Here is a 15,729-nt window from a genome sequence, read left to right on the forward strand (position 1 = left end):
TCCGGGCACCGTCCAGGTCTGAACCGTCCGGGCCCCGACCCGGTCTGAACCGTCCGGGCCCCGACCGGTCGGCCCTCGGGCGCCTGTGGGAGGATTCACGTGGCGTCGGAGAGACCGGGCGCCGAGAGGGGTGGACGGTGTCCGATCAGAACGAGTGGCCGAAGCCGGGCGAGACGACGCCGGGCGGCACGAGCGGTGGGCAGCCCGAGGGGACGCCCGCACCGGACGCACCGCAGGCCCCCGACGCACCACAGGCCCCGTCGGCTCCCGAGCAGCCGCAAAACCCGTACGGGCAGCAGCAGCCGTCGAACCCGTACGCGGCTCCGCAGCCGAACCCGTACGGTCAGCCCCAGCCGTCCAACCCGTACGGCCAGCCGCAGCCGTCGAACCCGTACGCGGCTCCGCAGCAGCCGCAGAACCCGTACTCGGCACCGCAGGCGCCGCAGGACCCGTACGGCGCCGCCCAGAACCCGTACGGCCAGCAGAACCCGTACGCGCAGCAGCAGGGCGGCCAGAACCCCTACGCGCAGCCGCAGCAGCAGCCGTACGCGCCCGCGGGTGCCTACGGTCCGACGGGGTACCAGCCCTACGCGCAGCGCCCGAAGACGAACACCCTGGCGATCCTGTCGATCGTGTTCGGTCTCGCCGCCGTCCCGATGTGGTTCATCGCGATCCTGCTCGGCCCCGCCGGCGCGATCCTCGGCCACGTCGCACTCGGCAAGATCAAGCAGAACGGTGAGGCCGGCCGAGGGCTCGCCCTGACCGGCATCATCGCCGGCTGGGTGATGACCGGCGTCTGGCTGATCTGGATCGCCTTCATCATCTTCCTCGGCGTGATCGGCCAGAGCTCGTACTCCGACTACGGCTACGACTCGGGGACCGGCGCGTTCCTCAGCTGAGCCGCTCGCACAGGATCGCGGTGTGCCGGCCCTCCAGCCGGGTGAGCACGAGGGTCACACGACCGGTCCCGCGCAGCCGCAGGCGCTTGCGGAACTGCGCCGGGTCGACGTCGACGCCGCGCTTCTTGATCTCGACGGTGCCGATGCCGTCGGCGGCGAGCCGCGCTGACAGGCGCTTCACGTCGAGCGGCATGGTGTCGAGCACCCGGAAGCCCTGGGCGAAGGGCGTCGACGCGGCACGGTCCGAGGTGACGTACGCGATCCCGTCGGAGAGCATGTGGCCGTCCAGGGTGCGGGCGAGGTCGCCGATGAGCCGTGCGCGGATGACGGCGCCGTCCGGCTCGTACAGGTAGGCCCCGAGCGGCCCCACCTCGGCGTCGTCCGAGTCTGCCGGGCCGGTCATCTCGGCGATGCCGTGTGCACCGATGACGGTCGCCGCTCGGCGGATGCCCGGTCGGGCGAGGGGTCCGAACCACAGCGCGAGCTCGACGACCTCGCGGTCGACGGACGTCCACTGCGCCTCGGCGGTGTCCGGGATCAGGTCGCGGTCGATCCCCGGCCCGAGCTTCACGCCGGTCGGGGTCGTCGTCGCGGTGGCGAACACGGTGTCCAACGAGGGTGACCAGTCGTCCGGGTCGGCCAGGCGGCGGGTGTCGGAGTGGCCGGAGGTCCGACGTGCGGGGTCCATCCAGATGCCGTCGACGCGGGAGGCGTCGAACGAGGCCGCGTCGCCGAGTTCGACCCGGGCGTTCGGCCACACCGCGAGGTTGTGCGTGGCGACCGCCGCGGTGACCTCATCACGGTCGACCGCTGTGACGTCGAGGTCGAGGGCCGCCATCGCCATCGCGTCGCCGCCGATCCCGCACCCGAGGTCGGCGACCCGGGTCAGCCCGGCAGCAGCGAAGCGCCCGGCATGCTGCGCGGCGACCTGCAGGCGCGTGGCCTGCTCGAGTCCAGCCTCGGTGAAGAGCATGCGCGCGGCGAAGTCGCCGAACTTGCCGCGGGCCTTCTGCCGGAGCTTGGCCTGGGTCAGGACCGCCGCGACGAGCTGCGGATCGTGCCCCTCGGCTCGGAGCCGCGACACCACCCGGACGATCTCGCCGCCGTCCGAGACGCCGGGGGTACGGTCGAGCAGGGCCATCCCGTCGGGGGTCAGCAGTGCGGCGAGTTCGGCGGCTTCCATGTCCCGATCCTCCCAGGTGCTAGATGTTCCCCTGATGTGCTGGCACTCGGATTGACCGAGTGCCAGTGTCCCCCTAGAGTTGGCGTTGGCACTCTCCTGTGCGTAGTGCCAACCCGGTTTTCATCTGTACCGAGTCCGTACCGAGAAAGAAGAGGTCACCGTGGCCGTCAGCATCAAGCCGCTCGAGGATCGCATCGTCATCCGCCAGGTCGAGGCGGAGCAGACCACTGCATCCGGTCTGGTCATCCCCGACACCGCGAAGGAGAAGCCCCAGGAGGGCGAGGTCGTCGCCGTGGGCCCCGGTCGCATCGACGACAACGGCAACCGCGTCCCGCTGGACGTCGCCGTGGGTGACAAGGTCATCTACTCCAAGTACGGCGGAACCGAGGTCAAGTACTCGGGCGAGGACCTGCTGGTCCTGTCGGCCCGCGACGTCCTCGCGGTCGTCGTCAACTGAGTCCAGTACTCCACGCGAACGCCCCGTTCGGCCTGTCGGCCGGCGGGGCGTTCGTGCGTCTGCGGGCTTCCGGCGGGTCCGTCGCGTGCACGTGCCCCGACCGGGAGGCCCGTGGAACGCCCGGCCCGTCGGTGGCCGTTCCTAGGATGGTTCCGTGAGTGAACCGAGTCCCGCGCGACCCGTCCGCAGCGAGGCATCCGTCGGCGTGGTGCAGGCGATCATCGCGTACGGACTCTGGGGCCTCATGCCCCTGCTCTTCGCGGCGATGGCCCCGGCCGGCGCGTTCGAGATCGTCGCCTGGCGGATCGTCTTCGGGCTGGTGTTCTGCGCGGTCGCGATCGCCGTCACCCGCTCGTGGCTCCGGACCCGCACCCTGATGGCGCAGCGCCGCGTGATGGCCGTGATGGGGCTGGCCGCGGTCCTCATCCTGGTGAACTGGACCGTGTACGTCCTGGCGACCACGACCGGCCACACCGTCGAGGCCGCGCTCGGGTACTTCATCAACCCCCTGGTCACGATCGCGCTCGGCGTCGTCGTGCTCCGCGAACGCCTGCGGCCGGCGCAGTGGGCCGCGGTCGGCATCAGCGTCGTCGCGGTCGTCGTGATCGCCGTCGGCTACGGGCAGGTGCCGTGGATCTCGCTCGTGCTGGCGTGCTCGTTCGGCCTGTACGGCCTGGTGAAGAAGCGGGTCGGCGGCACGGTCGACGCGCTGAGTGGTCTGACGATCGAGACCGTGTGGCTGCTGCCGATCGCGGTCGTGGCGCTGGTCGTGCTCGGCGCGACGGGGCTCGGCGGCGGCGTGACGTTCACGAGCGCGGGCTGGGTGCACGTCCTCGTGACGGTGCTCACCGGTCCGGCGACGGCGGTCCCGCTCCTGCTGTTCGCCTCGTCGGCGCGGCGGGTGAGCCTGTCGACCCTCGGGCTGACGCAGTACCTCGCGCCCGTGATGCAGCTGCTCGTCGGTGTCGTGGTGCAGCACGAGGCGATGCCGCCCGCGCGCTGGTTCGGGTTCGGCATCGTGTGGTTGGCGCTCGTGGTGCTGACGGCGGACTCGTTCGCCGCCGCGCGGGCGTCCCGTCGGCGAGCGCTCGCACCTGCTCCGGCCGAGCCCGCCTGACGGACGCACCCCGGGCCTCCCGTCCGCCCGTCCCACACGCGAAAGCGACAGTTCCCTGCGGATGGTCCGCAGGGAACTGTCGCTTTCGTGAGGTGGAGCCGGTGCCCTACTTCTTGACCGCGCCCTGGATGGCGCTCTGGTAGACGGGCTTGTTGTCGCCGTCGAACTTGTAGATGCCGATGTAGGCGCTCGACGGGTCGTTGTTGTCGTCGAACGGACCGATGCCGGACGGGCCGGTGTAGTGGATGTCCTTGCCGTCGTCGAGGAGCGCGACGCACTCCTTGTACGTGGCGCACTCGGTGCCGCCGTCCGCTCCGGAGACCGCGGCCATGTTGGCCTGGATCGTGCCCGAGTCGGTGCCCTTGCCCTTCACCGCGGCGAGGGCGGCGAGGACGGTGGCGTCGTAGGACTCCGCCGCGTACGAGTAGTCGGCGAGCGTCTTGTTCGACGAGTCCTTGTAGAAGGCGGACAGCTGCTTCTTGAAGTCGTCCTTCGGCGAGGCACCGGGGATGGTGCCCTGGGCGCCGGTCAGGGTGCCCTTGTCGAAGTCCTTCGAGTAGTCGGCCGTGTTGCCGTCGGACATGTAGATCTTCGCCGTGTTCCCCTGCGAGACGAGCTCCGGGATGATCGACTTCGTCTCGTCGAAGGCCAGGACGACGATCGCGTCCGGCTTGGCTGCGAGTGCGGCCGTCACCTCGGACGAGAACGTGGTCTGACCGGGCGGGAACTCCTGGCCCTCGCCCTTGCCGCCGTAGACGACCTGGCCACCAGAGGCCTCGACCGCGGACTGCACCGAGTTGCGGAGGCCCGTGCCGTAGGTGTCGTTGAAGACGAGGAACGCGACCTTGGCGTTGCCGTCACCGGTCACGAGCTGACCGAGTGCCGAACCCTGCACGGAGTCCGGCGGAGCGGTCCGGTAGTAGTACGACGAGTAGCCGGACAGGTCGCTCGCGGTGTTCGCGGGTGAGATCTCGACGATGCAGTTGCTGGTGAGCTGGTCGATGACGTTGAGCGTGACCGACGAGGACTCGGCGCCGATCGCGACCGGGACCTTCGCGTTCACGAGCTTCGTCGCCGCCGAGCTCGACACGGTCATGTCGTTGCTGTCGCCCGAGTCCGTCGCCGGGTCGATGGTGACGTCCTTGTCGAGGACGCCGCCCGCGGCGTTGATGTCCTTCACCGCGAGGCCGACACCGGACTCGGCCGGCGGGTTCAGGTACGCCAGCGAACCGGTGAGCGGCAGGATCGTGCCGATCTTCAGCGCATCGGTGCTGGGGGTGTCGGGGGCCTTGCAACTGGCGGCGGGGTCCTTCTTCGCACCGCTCGACGCCGAGCTGGACGGGGAGTCGCCGCTGCTGGTGGTGGAACACGCGGCGAGCAGGACGGCTACTGCGCCTGCCAACGCCAGTGCCGTGGTGGCACGGGTGGTTCTGATCATCCGTGGAGCCCTTTCTCTGCGCGGAGGCCGTGCCGCTTCGGGTCGAACGCGGCGCCTCCACTGGATGTCGAGAAACGTAGGGTCCCGGTGTTTCGCCCGTGTGACGGGGCGGTACGGAAAGTGTTTCGTTACCGAGCCGTGATCGTTTCTGTGCGGAGGATCAGGGATCGGCGATCTGGGCAGCCCGCGCGTCAGCCGTCGAGTTCAGCCACGGAACGCAGCACGCAGAACTCGTTGCCCTCCGGATCGGCGAACACCACCCACCCACCGTCGTCGTGTCGGAGGTCCGCGAGTTCGGTCGCACCGATGCCCCGCAGCCGCTCCACCTCGGCATCGCGCGTGCGGTCGGTGGGACGCAGGTCGAAGTGGATCCGGTTCTTCACGGACTTCGCCTCGGGCACCTGGATGAACAGCACCTGGTGCGAGCCGTCGGGAGCGGTGATCATGCACTCCTCGTGCCCGAGGCCGTTCGGGTCGTCGGCGATGTCGACGTAGCCGAGGACCTGCTTCCACCACTCCGACAGGGCGAAGGCGTCACGGCAGTCGATCGTGGTGTGGGAGACGGCGCTGACCATGCCGTGACACTACTGCCGGCAGACGACGAACGCCCCGCTCCGGTGGGGAGCGGGGCGTTCGGGGTGCAGTCGGCTCAGCTGCGGTAGTTCGGTGCCTCGACGACCATCTGGACGTCGTGCGGGTGCGACTCCTTGAGCCCGGCAGCCGTGATGCGGACGAACTTGCCGCGGGCCTTGAGCTCCGGGATCGTGCGGCCGCCGACGTAGAACATCGACTGCCGGAGTCCACCGGTGAGCTGGTACACGACGTTGCCGACCGAGCCGCGGTAGGGCACCTGGCCCTCGATGCCCTCGGGGATCAGCTTGTCGTCGTTGGGGACGTCCGCCTGGAAGTAGCGGTCCTTCGAGTACGAGGTCTTCTTGCCGCGGGTCTGCAGTGCGCCCAGGGAGCCCATCCCGCGGTACGCCTTGAACTGCTTGCCGCCCACGAAGACCAGGTCGCCGGGGGACTCGTCCGTGCCGGCCAGCAGCGAACCGAGCATGACGGTGTCGGCACCGGCCACCAGGGCCTTGGCGATGTCGCCCGAGTACTGCAGGCCACCGTCGGCGATGATCGGCACGCCGGCCTCGCGCGCGGCGAGGGACGCCTCGTACACGGCGGTGACCTGCGGGACGCCGACGCCGGCGACGACGCGGGTGGTGCAGATCGAGCCGGGTCCGACGCCCACCTTGACGGCGTCGACACCGGCGTCGATGAGCGCCTGCGCACCGGCACGGGTCGCCACGTTGCCGCCGATGACGTCGATGTCCGCGAAGGACGGGTCTGCCTTGAGGCGGCGCACCATGTCGAGCACGCCTTCGCTCTCGCCGTTGGCGGTGTCGACCACGAGCACGTCGACGCCCGCGTCACGCAGGGCCTCGGCACGCTGCCAGGCGTCGCCGAAGAAGCCGATCGCGGCACCGACGCGCAGTCGGCCCTCGTCGTCCTTGGTGGCGTCCGGGTACTGCTCGCTCTTGTCGAAGTCCTTGACGGTGATGAGGCCGCGGAGCTTGCCCTCGGCGTCCACCAGCGGGAGCTTCTCGATCTTGTGCTGCGCGAAGATCGCGATGGCTTCTTCGGGGTCGATGCCCTCCATCGCGGTGATCAGCGGCGCCTTGGTCATGACGTCGCGCACGAAGGTGGTCGACTGCTCGAACGTCGCCACGAACCGCATGTCGCGGTTGGTGATGATGCCGACGAGGGTGCCGTCCGCTTCGACCACGGGCAGGCCGGAGACCCGGAACTGTCCGCAGATCGCGTCGACCTCGGCCACGGTGGCGTCCGGGGTGGTGGTCACCGGGTTGGTGATCATGCCCGACTCGGAGCGCTTGACCTTGTCGACGTAGGCCGCCTGGTCCTCGATGGAGAGGTTGCGGTGGAGGATCCCGATGCCACCCTGCCGCGCCATGGCGATGGCCATGCGGGCTTCGGTGACGGTGTCCATCGCTGCGGAGAGCAGCGGGACGTTGACGGAGATCCGCCTGGTGAGCCGGGACGCGGTGGACGCCTCGCTCGGGATGACGTCGGTGTGCCCCGGCAGGAGCATGACGTCGTCGTACGTGAGTCCGATGAATCCGAACGGATCCGGCTGGTCCATGGGTCCCCTTCGTGGGCGAGTGAAGTGGTCGAGACACCGAGAACGCAACGGCGGGTTCCGGATAGGACATGGTAACGCGCGTGGGCCGTCCCGCTATTCCGCGTTCCGCCTGGGAGAACGGATCGCGGCTCTCCTCCACACAGGTCACGGTTGCGCGACGACTCACAGCGGGAACGAGTTGGAAACACGGGTGTCACACAATCCCCATAGCGTCACTCGACATCCGAACGAGAGGCTCTTCCGTGGGATCCATCACTCCTCCGGGACGGGCGCAGCCGCGCCTGTTCCGCCTCCGCCAGGCCCGGCGACGACCGGTCCTGGCGGCCGTGCTCGTCGCCGCGTTCCTGGCGACCTTCCTGATCGACTGGGCGGTCACCCTGCCGGCCTTCAGTGCCACGTCGGCACCGGCGACCAGCCAGGCCTGCACCGTCAGCCCGACGAACGGGTGCATCCAGGGCACGATCACCGACTCCGAGCGGGAACCGGCCGACGACGTCGACGTCGACGTCGCCGGGCCCGGCGGCTTCGCCGAGACCGCCACCACGAACGCCGACGGCCGCTGGTCGGTCAGCGTCGACGAGGCCGGCGAGTACACCGTGAGCGTCGACCAGGACACCCTGCCGAAGGGCCAGTACCTGACGAACGCGGCGGACGCGGAGCGCAAGGTCCAGGCGACCCTGAACGCCAACGTCGGGCAGATCTTCCAGCTGTCCGACCAGAAGGGCGCCACCACCACGACGGACTCGTCGAGCGTCAGCCCGCAGCGGGCCTGGCAGCAGTTCGCCTCGGGGATCCGACTCGGCCTGCTCATCGCACTGGCGTCGATCGGCCTCTCGCTCATCTACGGCACGACGGGGCTGTCGAGCTTCTCGCACGGCGAGCAGGTCACCCTCGGCGGGCTGCTGGCCTACGTGTTCGCGAACCAGCTCGGCTGGAACATCTGGGTGACCGGCATCGTCGTCACGCTGCTGTGCGCGGCGACCGGGTACCTGCAGGACGCCGGGATCTGGCGGCCACTGCGGCGCAAGCGGATCAGCCTCACGCAGCTCATGATCGTGACGATCGGTCTGTCGATCGCCGCCCAGTACGCGTTCCAGTACTTCTTCGGCGCCGCGACCGTCCGGATCCAGCAGGGCAACCCCGAGACCGTCCGGTTCGCCGGGGTCACGCTCACGGTGCAGTCCTACGTGGCGATGGGCATCGCGCTGGTCGTCCTGATCGCCACCGGCCTGTTCCTGGCGAAGACCCGCTTCGGCCGGGCCACCCGCGCAGTGTCGGACAACCCGGCGCTCGCCGCGGCGTCCGGCATCGACGTCGACCGGGTCATCCGGTTCGTGTGGACGCTCGCCGCCGGTCTCGCCGGCCTGTCCGGCGTGATGCTCGGCCTGGTGCTGAACGGCGTGAACTGGCAGACCGGCCTGCAGCTGCTCCTGCTCATGTTCGCCTCGGTGACCCTCGGTGGTCTCGGCACGGCCTACGGCGCGCTGGTCGGATCGATGATCATCGGCGTCGTCGTCGAGCTCACGAACCTCGTGCTCCCCGGTGACTTCAAGTACGCCACCGCCCTCGTCATCCTCATCCTCATCCTGCTGTTCCGGCCGCAGGGCATCTTCGGCCGCGCCGAGCGGGTCGGCTAAGGGAGCACGCGCATGGACTACATCCTCAACCTGCTGTCCTCGCTCACCCAGGAGGCCCTCGCCCCGACCACGGCGGCGTTCGCCCTGGCGGCCATCGGACTGAACGTGCACTTCGGCCTGACCGGGCTCGTGAACATGGGCCAGGCGGCGTTCCTGCTGCTCGGTGCCTACGGCTTCGCGATCTCGATCACGAACGGGCTGCCGTTCGTGATGGCCGTGCTCATCGCCCTGCTCGTCGCCATCGTGTTCGCGATCATCCTCGGCGTCCCGACGTTGCGGCTCCGCGGCGACTACCTGGCGATCGTGACGATCTCCGGCGCCGAGATCATCCGCATGGTCGGCCGCTCCAGCCTGCTGACCACGACGACGGGTGGCTCCAACGGCATCACCGGGTCGAGCTACCGCGACCCGTTCACCGCCCTGAGCCCGCTGCCGGACGGCACCACGACCATCCTCTGGTTCACCTACGCGAACAACGGCGTCAACGGCTGGTGGATCCGCATCGCCGCCTGGGCCCTCGTCGCGCTGTTCACCTTCGTGCTCTTCCTGCTCATGCGCAGCCCCTGGGGCCGTGTCCTGAAGGCGATCCGCGAGGACGAGGACGCCGTCCGCTCCCTCGGCAAGAACGTCTACTCGTACAAGATGCAGGCGCTCGTCTTCGGCGGTGCGCTCGGAGCGCTGGCGGGGATCATCTACGTCCTGCCGAGTTCGGTGCAACCGGACGCCATGGGCCGCTCGATGACGTTCTTCATCTGGACGGCGCTCATCCTCGGCGGTGCCGCGACGGTGTTCGGTCCGGTGCTCGGCGCAGTGCTGTTCTTCGTCGTCCGGCTCTTCATCCGCACCCTGGCCGGTGACTTCATCCCCGACTCGATCATGAACGCCCAGCAGGCCGAGCAGTTCTCGTACGTGCTCGTCGGCGTCGCGCTCATGCTCCTGATCGTGTTCCGACCACAGGGCCTGCTCGGCAACAAGAAGGAGCTGACGTTCAGTGTCTGAGACCTACGGCTACACGAAGGCCGACCCGATCCTCACGGTCGACGGCGTCACCCGGCACTTCGGCGGCATGACCGCCGTGGACGTCGACCACCTCGAGGTCCAGCGCGGCTCCATCACCGCCCTGATCGGCCCGAACGGCGCCGGCAAGACGACCTTCTTCAACCTGCTGACCGGCTTCGACAAGCCCAGCCCCGGCGCCAGGACGCAGTTCAACGGCGCCACGCTGCAGAAGACCAGCGCGACCCACATCGCCAACCGCGGCATGGTCCGCACCTTCCAGCTGACGAAGGCGTTGTCGCGGCTCACCGTGATGCAGAACATGCTGCTCGGCGCCCGCGACCAGCCCGGCGAGAACTTCTTCGCCGCGCTGATCAAGCCGGTGTGGGCGAAGCGCGAGCGGGAGATCACCGCGAAGGCCGAGGACCTCCTCGCCCGCTTCAAGCTCGACGACAAGGCGGACGACTACGCCGGGTCGCTGTCCGGCGGCCAGCGGAAGCTCCTCGAGATGGCCAGGGCACTGATGTCCGACCCGACGATGATCATGCTCGACGAGCCGATGGCGGGCGTGAACCCCGCGCTGACGCAGTCGCTGCTCGGGCACATCCAGTCCCTGCGCGACGACGGCATGACCGTGCTGTTCGTCGAGCACGACATGCACATGGTCCGGCACATCTCGGACTGGGTGGTCGTGATGGCCGAGGGCAAGGTCGTCGCCGAGGGCCCGGCGGACACCGTGATGGACGACCAGGCGGTCATCGACGCGTACCTGGGCGCACACCACGACACCGACCTGGGTGACGACTCGCTCCTCACCGAGGAGACCTTCGAGGAACTGGCGGAGGAAGTCGCGGAAGAAGACGCGGCGGACGCAGCAGCAGAGGAGAAGACCCGATGACGGACGCAGTCGACCCCACGAACGCGAGCAGCGCCTCCAGTCCGGAAGCGCCGAAGGCGAGCACCGCCACGCTGGAACGCGAGCCGGTGCTGAGCGCGAAGAACCTCGTCGCCGGCTACCTGCCGGGGGTGAACATCCTGAACGGCTGCGACCTGGACTGCTACCCCGGTGAGCTGATCGGGATCATCGGGCCGAACGGTGCGGGCAAGTCCACGCTGCTCAAGGCCCTGTTCGGTCTCGTGTCGATCCGCGAGGGGTCGGTCACGCTGCAGGGTGAGGACATCACGAACCTCAAGGCGAACAAGCTCGTGCAGGCCGGCGTCGGCTTCGTCCCGCAGACGAACAACGTGTTCCCGTCGCTGTCCATCGAGGAGAACCTGCAGATGGGGCTGTACCTGCGGCCCCGCAAGTTCGCCGAGCGCCTCGAGGTCATCTACGACCTGTTCCCGGTGCTCGCGCAGCGCCGCGGCCAGCGGGCGGGGTCCCTGTCCGGCGGTGAGCGGCAGTCGGTCGCCATGGCACGTGCGCTGATGATGGACCCGAAGGTGCTGCTGCTCGACGAGCCGAGTGCCGGGCTGTCCCCGGTGCGGCAGGACGAGACGTTCCTGCGGACCCGCCGGATCAACAAGGCCGGTGTGTCGATCGTCATGGTGGAGCAGAACGCGCGACGCTGTCTGCAGATCTGCGATCGTGGGTACGTGCTCGACCAGGGGAGGAACGCGTACTCGGGCACGGGGAAGGAACTCGCGGACGACCCGAAGGTCATCGAGCTGTACCTCGGGACGCTCGCCAAGGACGTCGACGCGGGGCGCTAGCGCACTGTGTCGACTGCGGGTACCGCTGTGGGGGTGGTATCCGCGACGGGTGGGGCCGTGCGTGGTCGCTTCGCGCCGCACGGCCCCGCTCCTGCATGCGGTCGTCTGTTGGCCCACCCCGGTGCGTGGCCGGCTCCGGTTCTGCCGGGAGGCCCGCCCCGCGTCCGCCGGGTCGGTATCGTTCCGCAGGTGCAGAGACTGTCGGCGGGTGCGATGGACGCCCTGGTGTGGGTGGTCTTCATCGCGCTGTTCGTCGGTGCGGCGCTGCTCGTGAAGGTGGCGGCTGCGCTCCTGGTCGTGCTCGTGGTGCTCGCGCTCCTGCTCGGCTTCGTGTTGCGGGTGCTCCGCAAGCGACGCCGGGCCCCGCGCCGCCCCCGCTGACCTCGCACCATGCGCGGCGGGCCTCGCACGGTGCGAGGTCGCCAGCCGCGGTCCGCACCGTCCGGTCCGTGCACGCCCCCGGACCTGCCCGGTAGGCTTGCCGGGTGAGCGAAGTCGAGATCGGTGCAGGCAAGCGCGGACGTCGGGCGTACGCGTTCGACGACATCGCGGTGGTCCCCTCCAGGCGCACGCGTGACCCGCGCGACGTCAGCGTGCAGTGGTCGATCGACGCGTTCACCTTCGCGTCGCCGATCCTCTCCGCGCCGATGGACTCCGTGTCCTCGCCGGCCACGGTCATCCAGATGGGCAAGCTCGGCATCCTGGGCGTCCTCGACCTCGAGGGGCTGTGGACCCGCTACGAGGACCCGACGCCCTACTACGACGAGATCAAGTCGCTCACCGACGGCAACGTCACGAAGCGCATGCAGGAGATCTACTCCGAGCCGATCAAGGCCGAGCTGATCACCGCGCGCCTGGCCGAGATCCGTGCCGCCGGGGTGCCGGTCGCCGGCTCGCTCAGCCCGCAGCGCACGCAGGAGTTCTCGAAGACGGTCGTCGACGCCGGTGTCGACCTGTTCGTCATCCGCGGCACGACGGTCTCGGCCGAGCACGTGTCGCAGAACGAAGAGCCCCTCAACCTCAAGAAGTTCATCTACGAGCTCGACGTCCCCGTGATCGTGGGCGGTGCCTCGACGTACACGTCGGCGCTGCACCTCATGCGCACCGGTGCCGCCGGTGTCCTCGTCGGCTTCGGCGGCGGTGCTGCGTCCACCACGCGTGCCGCGCTGGGCATCCACGCGCCGATGGCCACCGCGGTCGCCGACGTCGCGGGTGCCCGTCGTGACTACCTCGACGAGTCGGGTGGCCGCTACGTGCACGTCATCGCCGACGGCGGTCTCGACACCGCCGGCGACATCGTCAAGGCGATCGCGGTCGGTGCGGACGCCGTCATGCTCGGTACCGCGCTCGCCCGTGCCACCGAGGCGCCGGGTGGCGGCTTCCACTGGGGTGCCGAGGCCCACCACCCGGAGCTGCCCCGCGGCCGCCGGGTCGAGGTGGGCACGATCGCCCCGCTCGAGAACGTGCTGAACGGCCCGACCCCGACGTTCGACGGCCGCGCCAACCTCGTCGGTGCGCTGCGCCGCTCGATGGCGACGACCGGATACTCCGACGTCAAGGAGTTCCAGCGAGTAGAAGTGGTCGTGGCGCCGTACCACCAGTGATCCTGGTGGCACCCGCGCACCGACGCGGGTGACGCTTCGGCGCCGACCGTGACCCGGAGGCGACGATGGCGAAGTCCAGCACCACGAAGCAGACCAGTTCGGCCGGACGTCCTGGCGACGTCGTGCCGGGGGCGGGGTTCGACCCCGCGGCCAAGCTCGGCCCCGACGAACGCGCGGCGGCGATCGAGACCCTCAAGACGAAGGAGCTCGACGTCCTGGTCGTGGGCGGCGGCATCGTCGGTGCGGGCAGTGCGCTCGACGCCGTCACCCGTGGCCTGACCGTCGGCATCGTCGAGGCCCGTGACTGGGGTTCCGGCACGTCGAGCCGTTCGTCGAAGCTCGTGCACGGTGGCATCCGCTACCTGGAGCAGTTGAACTTCGGGCTCGTGCGCGAGGCCCTCATCGAACGCGGCCTGCTGCTGCAGCGGATCGCCCCGCACCTGGTGAAGCCGGTGCGCTTCCTGTACCCGCTCAACCACCGTGTGTGGGAGCGGTTCTACATCGGCATCGGCATGGCGATGTACGACGCCTTCAGTTGGTCCGGCGGTCGTCCGCCCGGGGTCCCGCACCACCGGCACCTCAGCCGCACGCAGGTGCTCCGCTCGATGCCGTCGCTCAAGAAGGACGCCTTCGTCGGCGGCATGACCTACTACGACGCCCAGGTCGACGACGCCCGCTACGTCGCTTCGCTCGTCCGCACCGCGGCCTCGTACGGCGCCCATGCGGCGAGCCGCATCCGGATCGAGGGCTTCATCAAGGTGGGGGAGCGCGTGGTCGGCGCGCAGGCCCACGACATCCAGACCGGCGAGCGGTTCGAGATCCGCGCGAAGCAGGTCGTGAACGCCACGGGCGTCTGGACGGACGACACCCAGGCGATGATCGGCACCCGCGGGCAGTTCAAGGTGCGGGCGTCGAAGGGCGTGCACCTGGTCATCCCGCGCGACCGGTTCCAGTCGAACATGGGCATGATCCTGCGCACCGAGAAGAGCGTGCTGTTCGTGATCCCGTGGGGCCGGCACTGGCTGGTCGGCACGACCGACACCGACTGGTACCTCGACAAGGCGCACCCGGCGGCGACCGCAGCGGACATCGACTACATCCTCGAGCACGTCAACAAGGTGCTCCGCGTCCCGCTCACCCGTGAGGACGTCGAGGGCGTCTACGCCGGCCTCCGTCCCCTGCTGGCGGGGGAGTCCGACCAGACCTCGAAGCTCAGCCGCGAACACGTGGTGGCGCACACGGTGCCCGGGCTCGTGGTGGTCGCCGGCGGCAAGTGGACCACCTACCGGGTGATGGGCAAGGACGCCATCGACGAGGCCGTCGCCGCGATGGACGGCAAGATCCCGGTGTCGACGACCGAGGACATCCCACTGCTCGGGGCCGAGGGCTACCCGGCCGCGTGGAACCGTCGCGCACGGACCGCCCGCAGCTTCAACGTGCACAAGGTCCGCATCGAGCACCTGCTGAACCGCTACGGCACCCTGGCCACCGAGGTGCTGCAGCTCGTCGAGCAGGACCCCGCCCTGGCCGAGCCGCTGCCGGGAGCCGACGACTACATCGGTGCCGAGGTCGTGTACGCCGCATCGCACGAGGGGGCCCTGCACCTGGAGGACGTCCTCGCCCGCCGCACCCGCATCTCGATCGAGGCCTGGGACCGCGGTGAGTCGGCGGCCCCGGTCGCCGCGAAGCTCATGGCCGACGTGCTCGGCTGGGACCAGGAGACGACCGAGCACGAGGTGTCGAACTACCTGAAGCGTGTGGCCGCGGAACGCGAGTCGCAGCTGCAGCCCGACGACGAGAGCGCGGACCGTGTGCGGCTCGAGGCACCGGACATCGCGTTCGGTTTCGACGAGGACGACGTCGTCGTGGGCGGTGGCCGCAGCAGCGGCGCCGAGGGTGCGAAGGCGTCCGACGAGCAGGTGGTGGGGGAGAAGACGAGCGAGCCGGAGTAGCGACCCGCGTTGCGGACGCGGCCACGGGCCTCCGGACGGGAGGCCCGTGGTGCGTCCGTCAGGCGGCCAGCGTCTCCGACACGGCGCGGCCACGGCGTCGCTCGCCGACGACGAGCACGACTGGGATCGCGAGCAGCGCGACGAGGCTGGTGACGTAGAGGACACCGGCCCAGATGGTGTGGTCCTCGCCGCCGATGCCGTAGCCGTCGGCCACGTCCATCCCGAGCTGGAAACCGGAACCGAACACCTGGACGGCGCCGGCGGCCACGATCGCCAGCAGCCAGGCGGCGGCGAAGTGCGCCGTCGTCCGCCGGACCAGCGTCACGATCAGGACCGTGACCGCCAAAGCGATGCCGACCGCCGCGATGACGAGTACGGTCACGACGTCGGTCCGCACCTGGTACCCCTGCGCGTCGAGGTGACCGTAGATCGCACCGAGCGACTGCCCCGGCACCGCGCCGAGCGGATCGAGCACGAGCGCGTTGAGCGCCAGCAACCCCGCGTACAGCGTGACGACCAGCGTCCCGACGACCCCGACGACGATCCGAGTTCTCCCCATCCACAGAACAGTAACGACCGGA

General features: G+C 69.6%; 15 protein-coding genes. 10 read left to right on the forward strand and 5 right to left on the reverse strand.

The window, feature by feature from the left end:
• Positions 1–137 precede the first annotated feature (137 nt).
• Positions 138–899, forward strand: coding sequence for a DUF4190 domain-containing protein (locus EDF31_RS09620; protein ID WP_131845968.1), 762 nt, complete (start codon positions 138–140; stop codon positions 897–899).
• Here the strand turns inward: EDF31_RS09620 and EDF31_RS09625 are convergent.
• Positions 892–2,082 carry a class I SAM-dependent methyltransferase gene (locus tag EDF31_RS09625; RefSeq protein ID WP_131845969.1) on the reverse strand — a complete coding sequence of 397 codons (1,191 nt, stop codon included), beginning with the start codon at positions 2,080–2,082 and terminating at the stop codon, positions 892–894. The two genes, EDF31_RS09620 and EDF31_RS09625, sit on opposite strands and share 8 nt — an antisense overlap.
• 160 nt (positions 2,083–2,242) lie before the next feature.
• Here EDF31_RS09625 and groES point away from each other — a divergent pair, with 160 nt between their 5' ends.
• Together groES and rarD are read left to right on the forward strand one after the other, a co-directional pair.
• Complete coding sequence (gene groES / locus EDF31_RS09630; protein WP_110893972.1) at positions 2,243–2,539, forward strand: co-chaperone GroES; 297 nt, start codon at positions 2,243–2,245, stop codon at positions 2,537–2,539.
• Between the two features lie 154 nt (positions 2,540–2,693).
• The gene (gene rarD / locus EDF31_RS09635) at positions 2,694–3,656 is read left to right on the forward strand and encodes an EamA family transporter RarD (RefSeq protein WP_207896162.1); all 963 of its coding nucleotides are present in this window, start codon (positions 2,694–2,696) and stop codon (positions 3,654–3,656) included.
• A 106-nt stretch (positions 3,657–3,762) separates the two neighbouring features.
• On the opposite strand, the gene EDF31_RS09640 is transcribed toward rarD, so the two are convergent.
• The 3 genes from EDF31_RS09640 to guaB form a co-directional block, all read right to left on the reverse strand.
• Positions 3,763–5,094 (reverse strand): ABC transporter substrate-binding protein, encoded by a 1,332-nt coding sequence (locus EDF31_RS09640; RefSeq protein WP_131845970.1) that lies wholly within the window; start codon positions 5,092–5,094, stop codon positions 3,763–3,765.
• Positions 5,095–5,285: 191 nt separating this feature from the next.
• Positions 5,286–5,669: a VOC family protein gene (locus tag EDF31_RS09645; RefSeq protein ID WP_131845971.1), complete on the reverse strand. Its 384-nt coding sequence runs from the start codon at positions 5,667–5,669 to the stop codon at positions 5,286–5,288.
• Positions 5,670–5,743: 74 nt separating this feature from the next.
• Positions 5,744–7,246 carry an IMP dehydrogenase gene (gene guaB / locus EDF31_RS09650; RefSeq protein ID WP_123293173.1) on the reverse strand — a complete coding sequence of 501 codons (1,503 nt, stop codon included), beginning with the start codon at positions 7,244–7,246 and terminating at the stop codon, positions 5,744–5,746.
• A 242-nt stretch (positions 7,247–7,488) separates the two neighbouring features.
• Here guaB and EDF31_RS09655 point away from each other — a divergent pair, with 242 nt between their 5' ends.
• The 7 genes from EDF31_RS09655 to EDF31_RS09685 all read left to right on the forward strand — a co-directional run bounded on the left by EDF31_RS09655 (position 7,489) and on the right by EDF31_RS09685 (position 15,148).
• Positions 7,489–8,883, forward strand: a complete 1,395-nt coding sequence (locus EDF31_RS09655) for a branched-chain amino acid ABC transporter permease (RefSeq protein WP_235035783.1) — start codon at positions 7,489–7,491, stop codon at positions 8,881–8,883.
• A 12-nt stretch (positions 8,884–8,895) separates the two neighbouring features.
• Entirely contained in the window at positions 8,896–9,882 is a 987-nt protein-coding gene (locus tag EDF31_RS09660) for a branched-chain amino acid ABC transporter permease (RefSeq protein ID WP_123293176.1), read from the forward strand.
• Positions 9,875–10,777, forward strand: a complete 903-nt coding sequence (locus EDF31_RS09665) for an ABC transporter ATP-binding protein (protein WP_123293178.1) — start codon at positions 9,875–9,877, stop codon at positions 10,775–10,777. Before EDF31_RS09660 ends, EDF31_RS09665 begins: the two co-directional genes overlap by 8 nt.
• Positions 10,774–11,592 carry an ABC transporter ATP-binding protein gene (locus tag EDF31_RS09670; RefSeq protein ID WP_123293180.1) on the forward strand — a complete coding sequence of 273 codons (819 nt, stop codon included), beginning with the start codon at positions 10,774–10,776 and terminating at the stop codon, positions 11,590–11,592. Before EDF31_RS09665 ends, EDF31_RS09670 begins: the two co-directional genes overlap by 4 nt.
• Positions 11,593–11,781: 189 nt before the next feature.
• Positions 11,782–11,973 carry a hypothetical protein gene (locus EDF31_RS09675; RefSeq protein ID WP_131845972.1) on the forward strand — a complete coding sequence of 64 codons (192 nt, stop codon included), beginning with the start codon at positions 11,782–11,784 and terminating at the stop codon, positions 11,971–11,973.
• Between the two features lie 104 nt (positions 11,974–12,077).
• On the forward strand, positions 12,078–13,196 hold the full coding sequence (locus EDF31_RS09680) for a GuaB3 family IMP dehydrogenase-related protein (protein ID WP_111083422.1): 1,119 nt from the start codon (positions 12,078–12,080) through the stop codon (positions 13,194–13,196).
• 65 nt (positions 13,197–13,261) lie between these two features.
• A complete protein-coding gene (locus EDF31_RS09685) occupies positions 13,262–15,148 on the forward strand; it encodes a glycerol-3-phosphate dehydrogenase/oxidase (protein ID WP_131845973.1) in 1,887 nt (628 codons plus the stop codon).
• Positions 15,149–15,206: 58 nt separating this feature from the next.
• Here the strand turns inward: EDF31_RS09685 and EDF31_RS09690 are convergent, their stop codons facing one another.
• Entirely contained in the window at positions 15,207–15,707 is a 501-nt protein-coding gene (locus EDF31_RS09690; RefSeq protein ID WP_131845974.1) for a hypothetical protein, read from the reverse strand.
• Between the last annotated feature and the right edge of the window lie 22 nt (positions 15,708–15,729).

This window comes from Curtobacterium sp. PhB142, assembly GCF_004341255.1.
In the GTDB taxonomy this organism is placed as follows: domain Bacteria; phylum Actinomycetota; class Actinomycetes; order Actinomycetales; family Microbacteriaceae; genus Curtobacterium.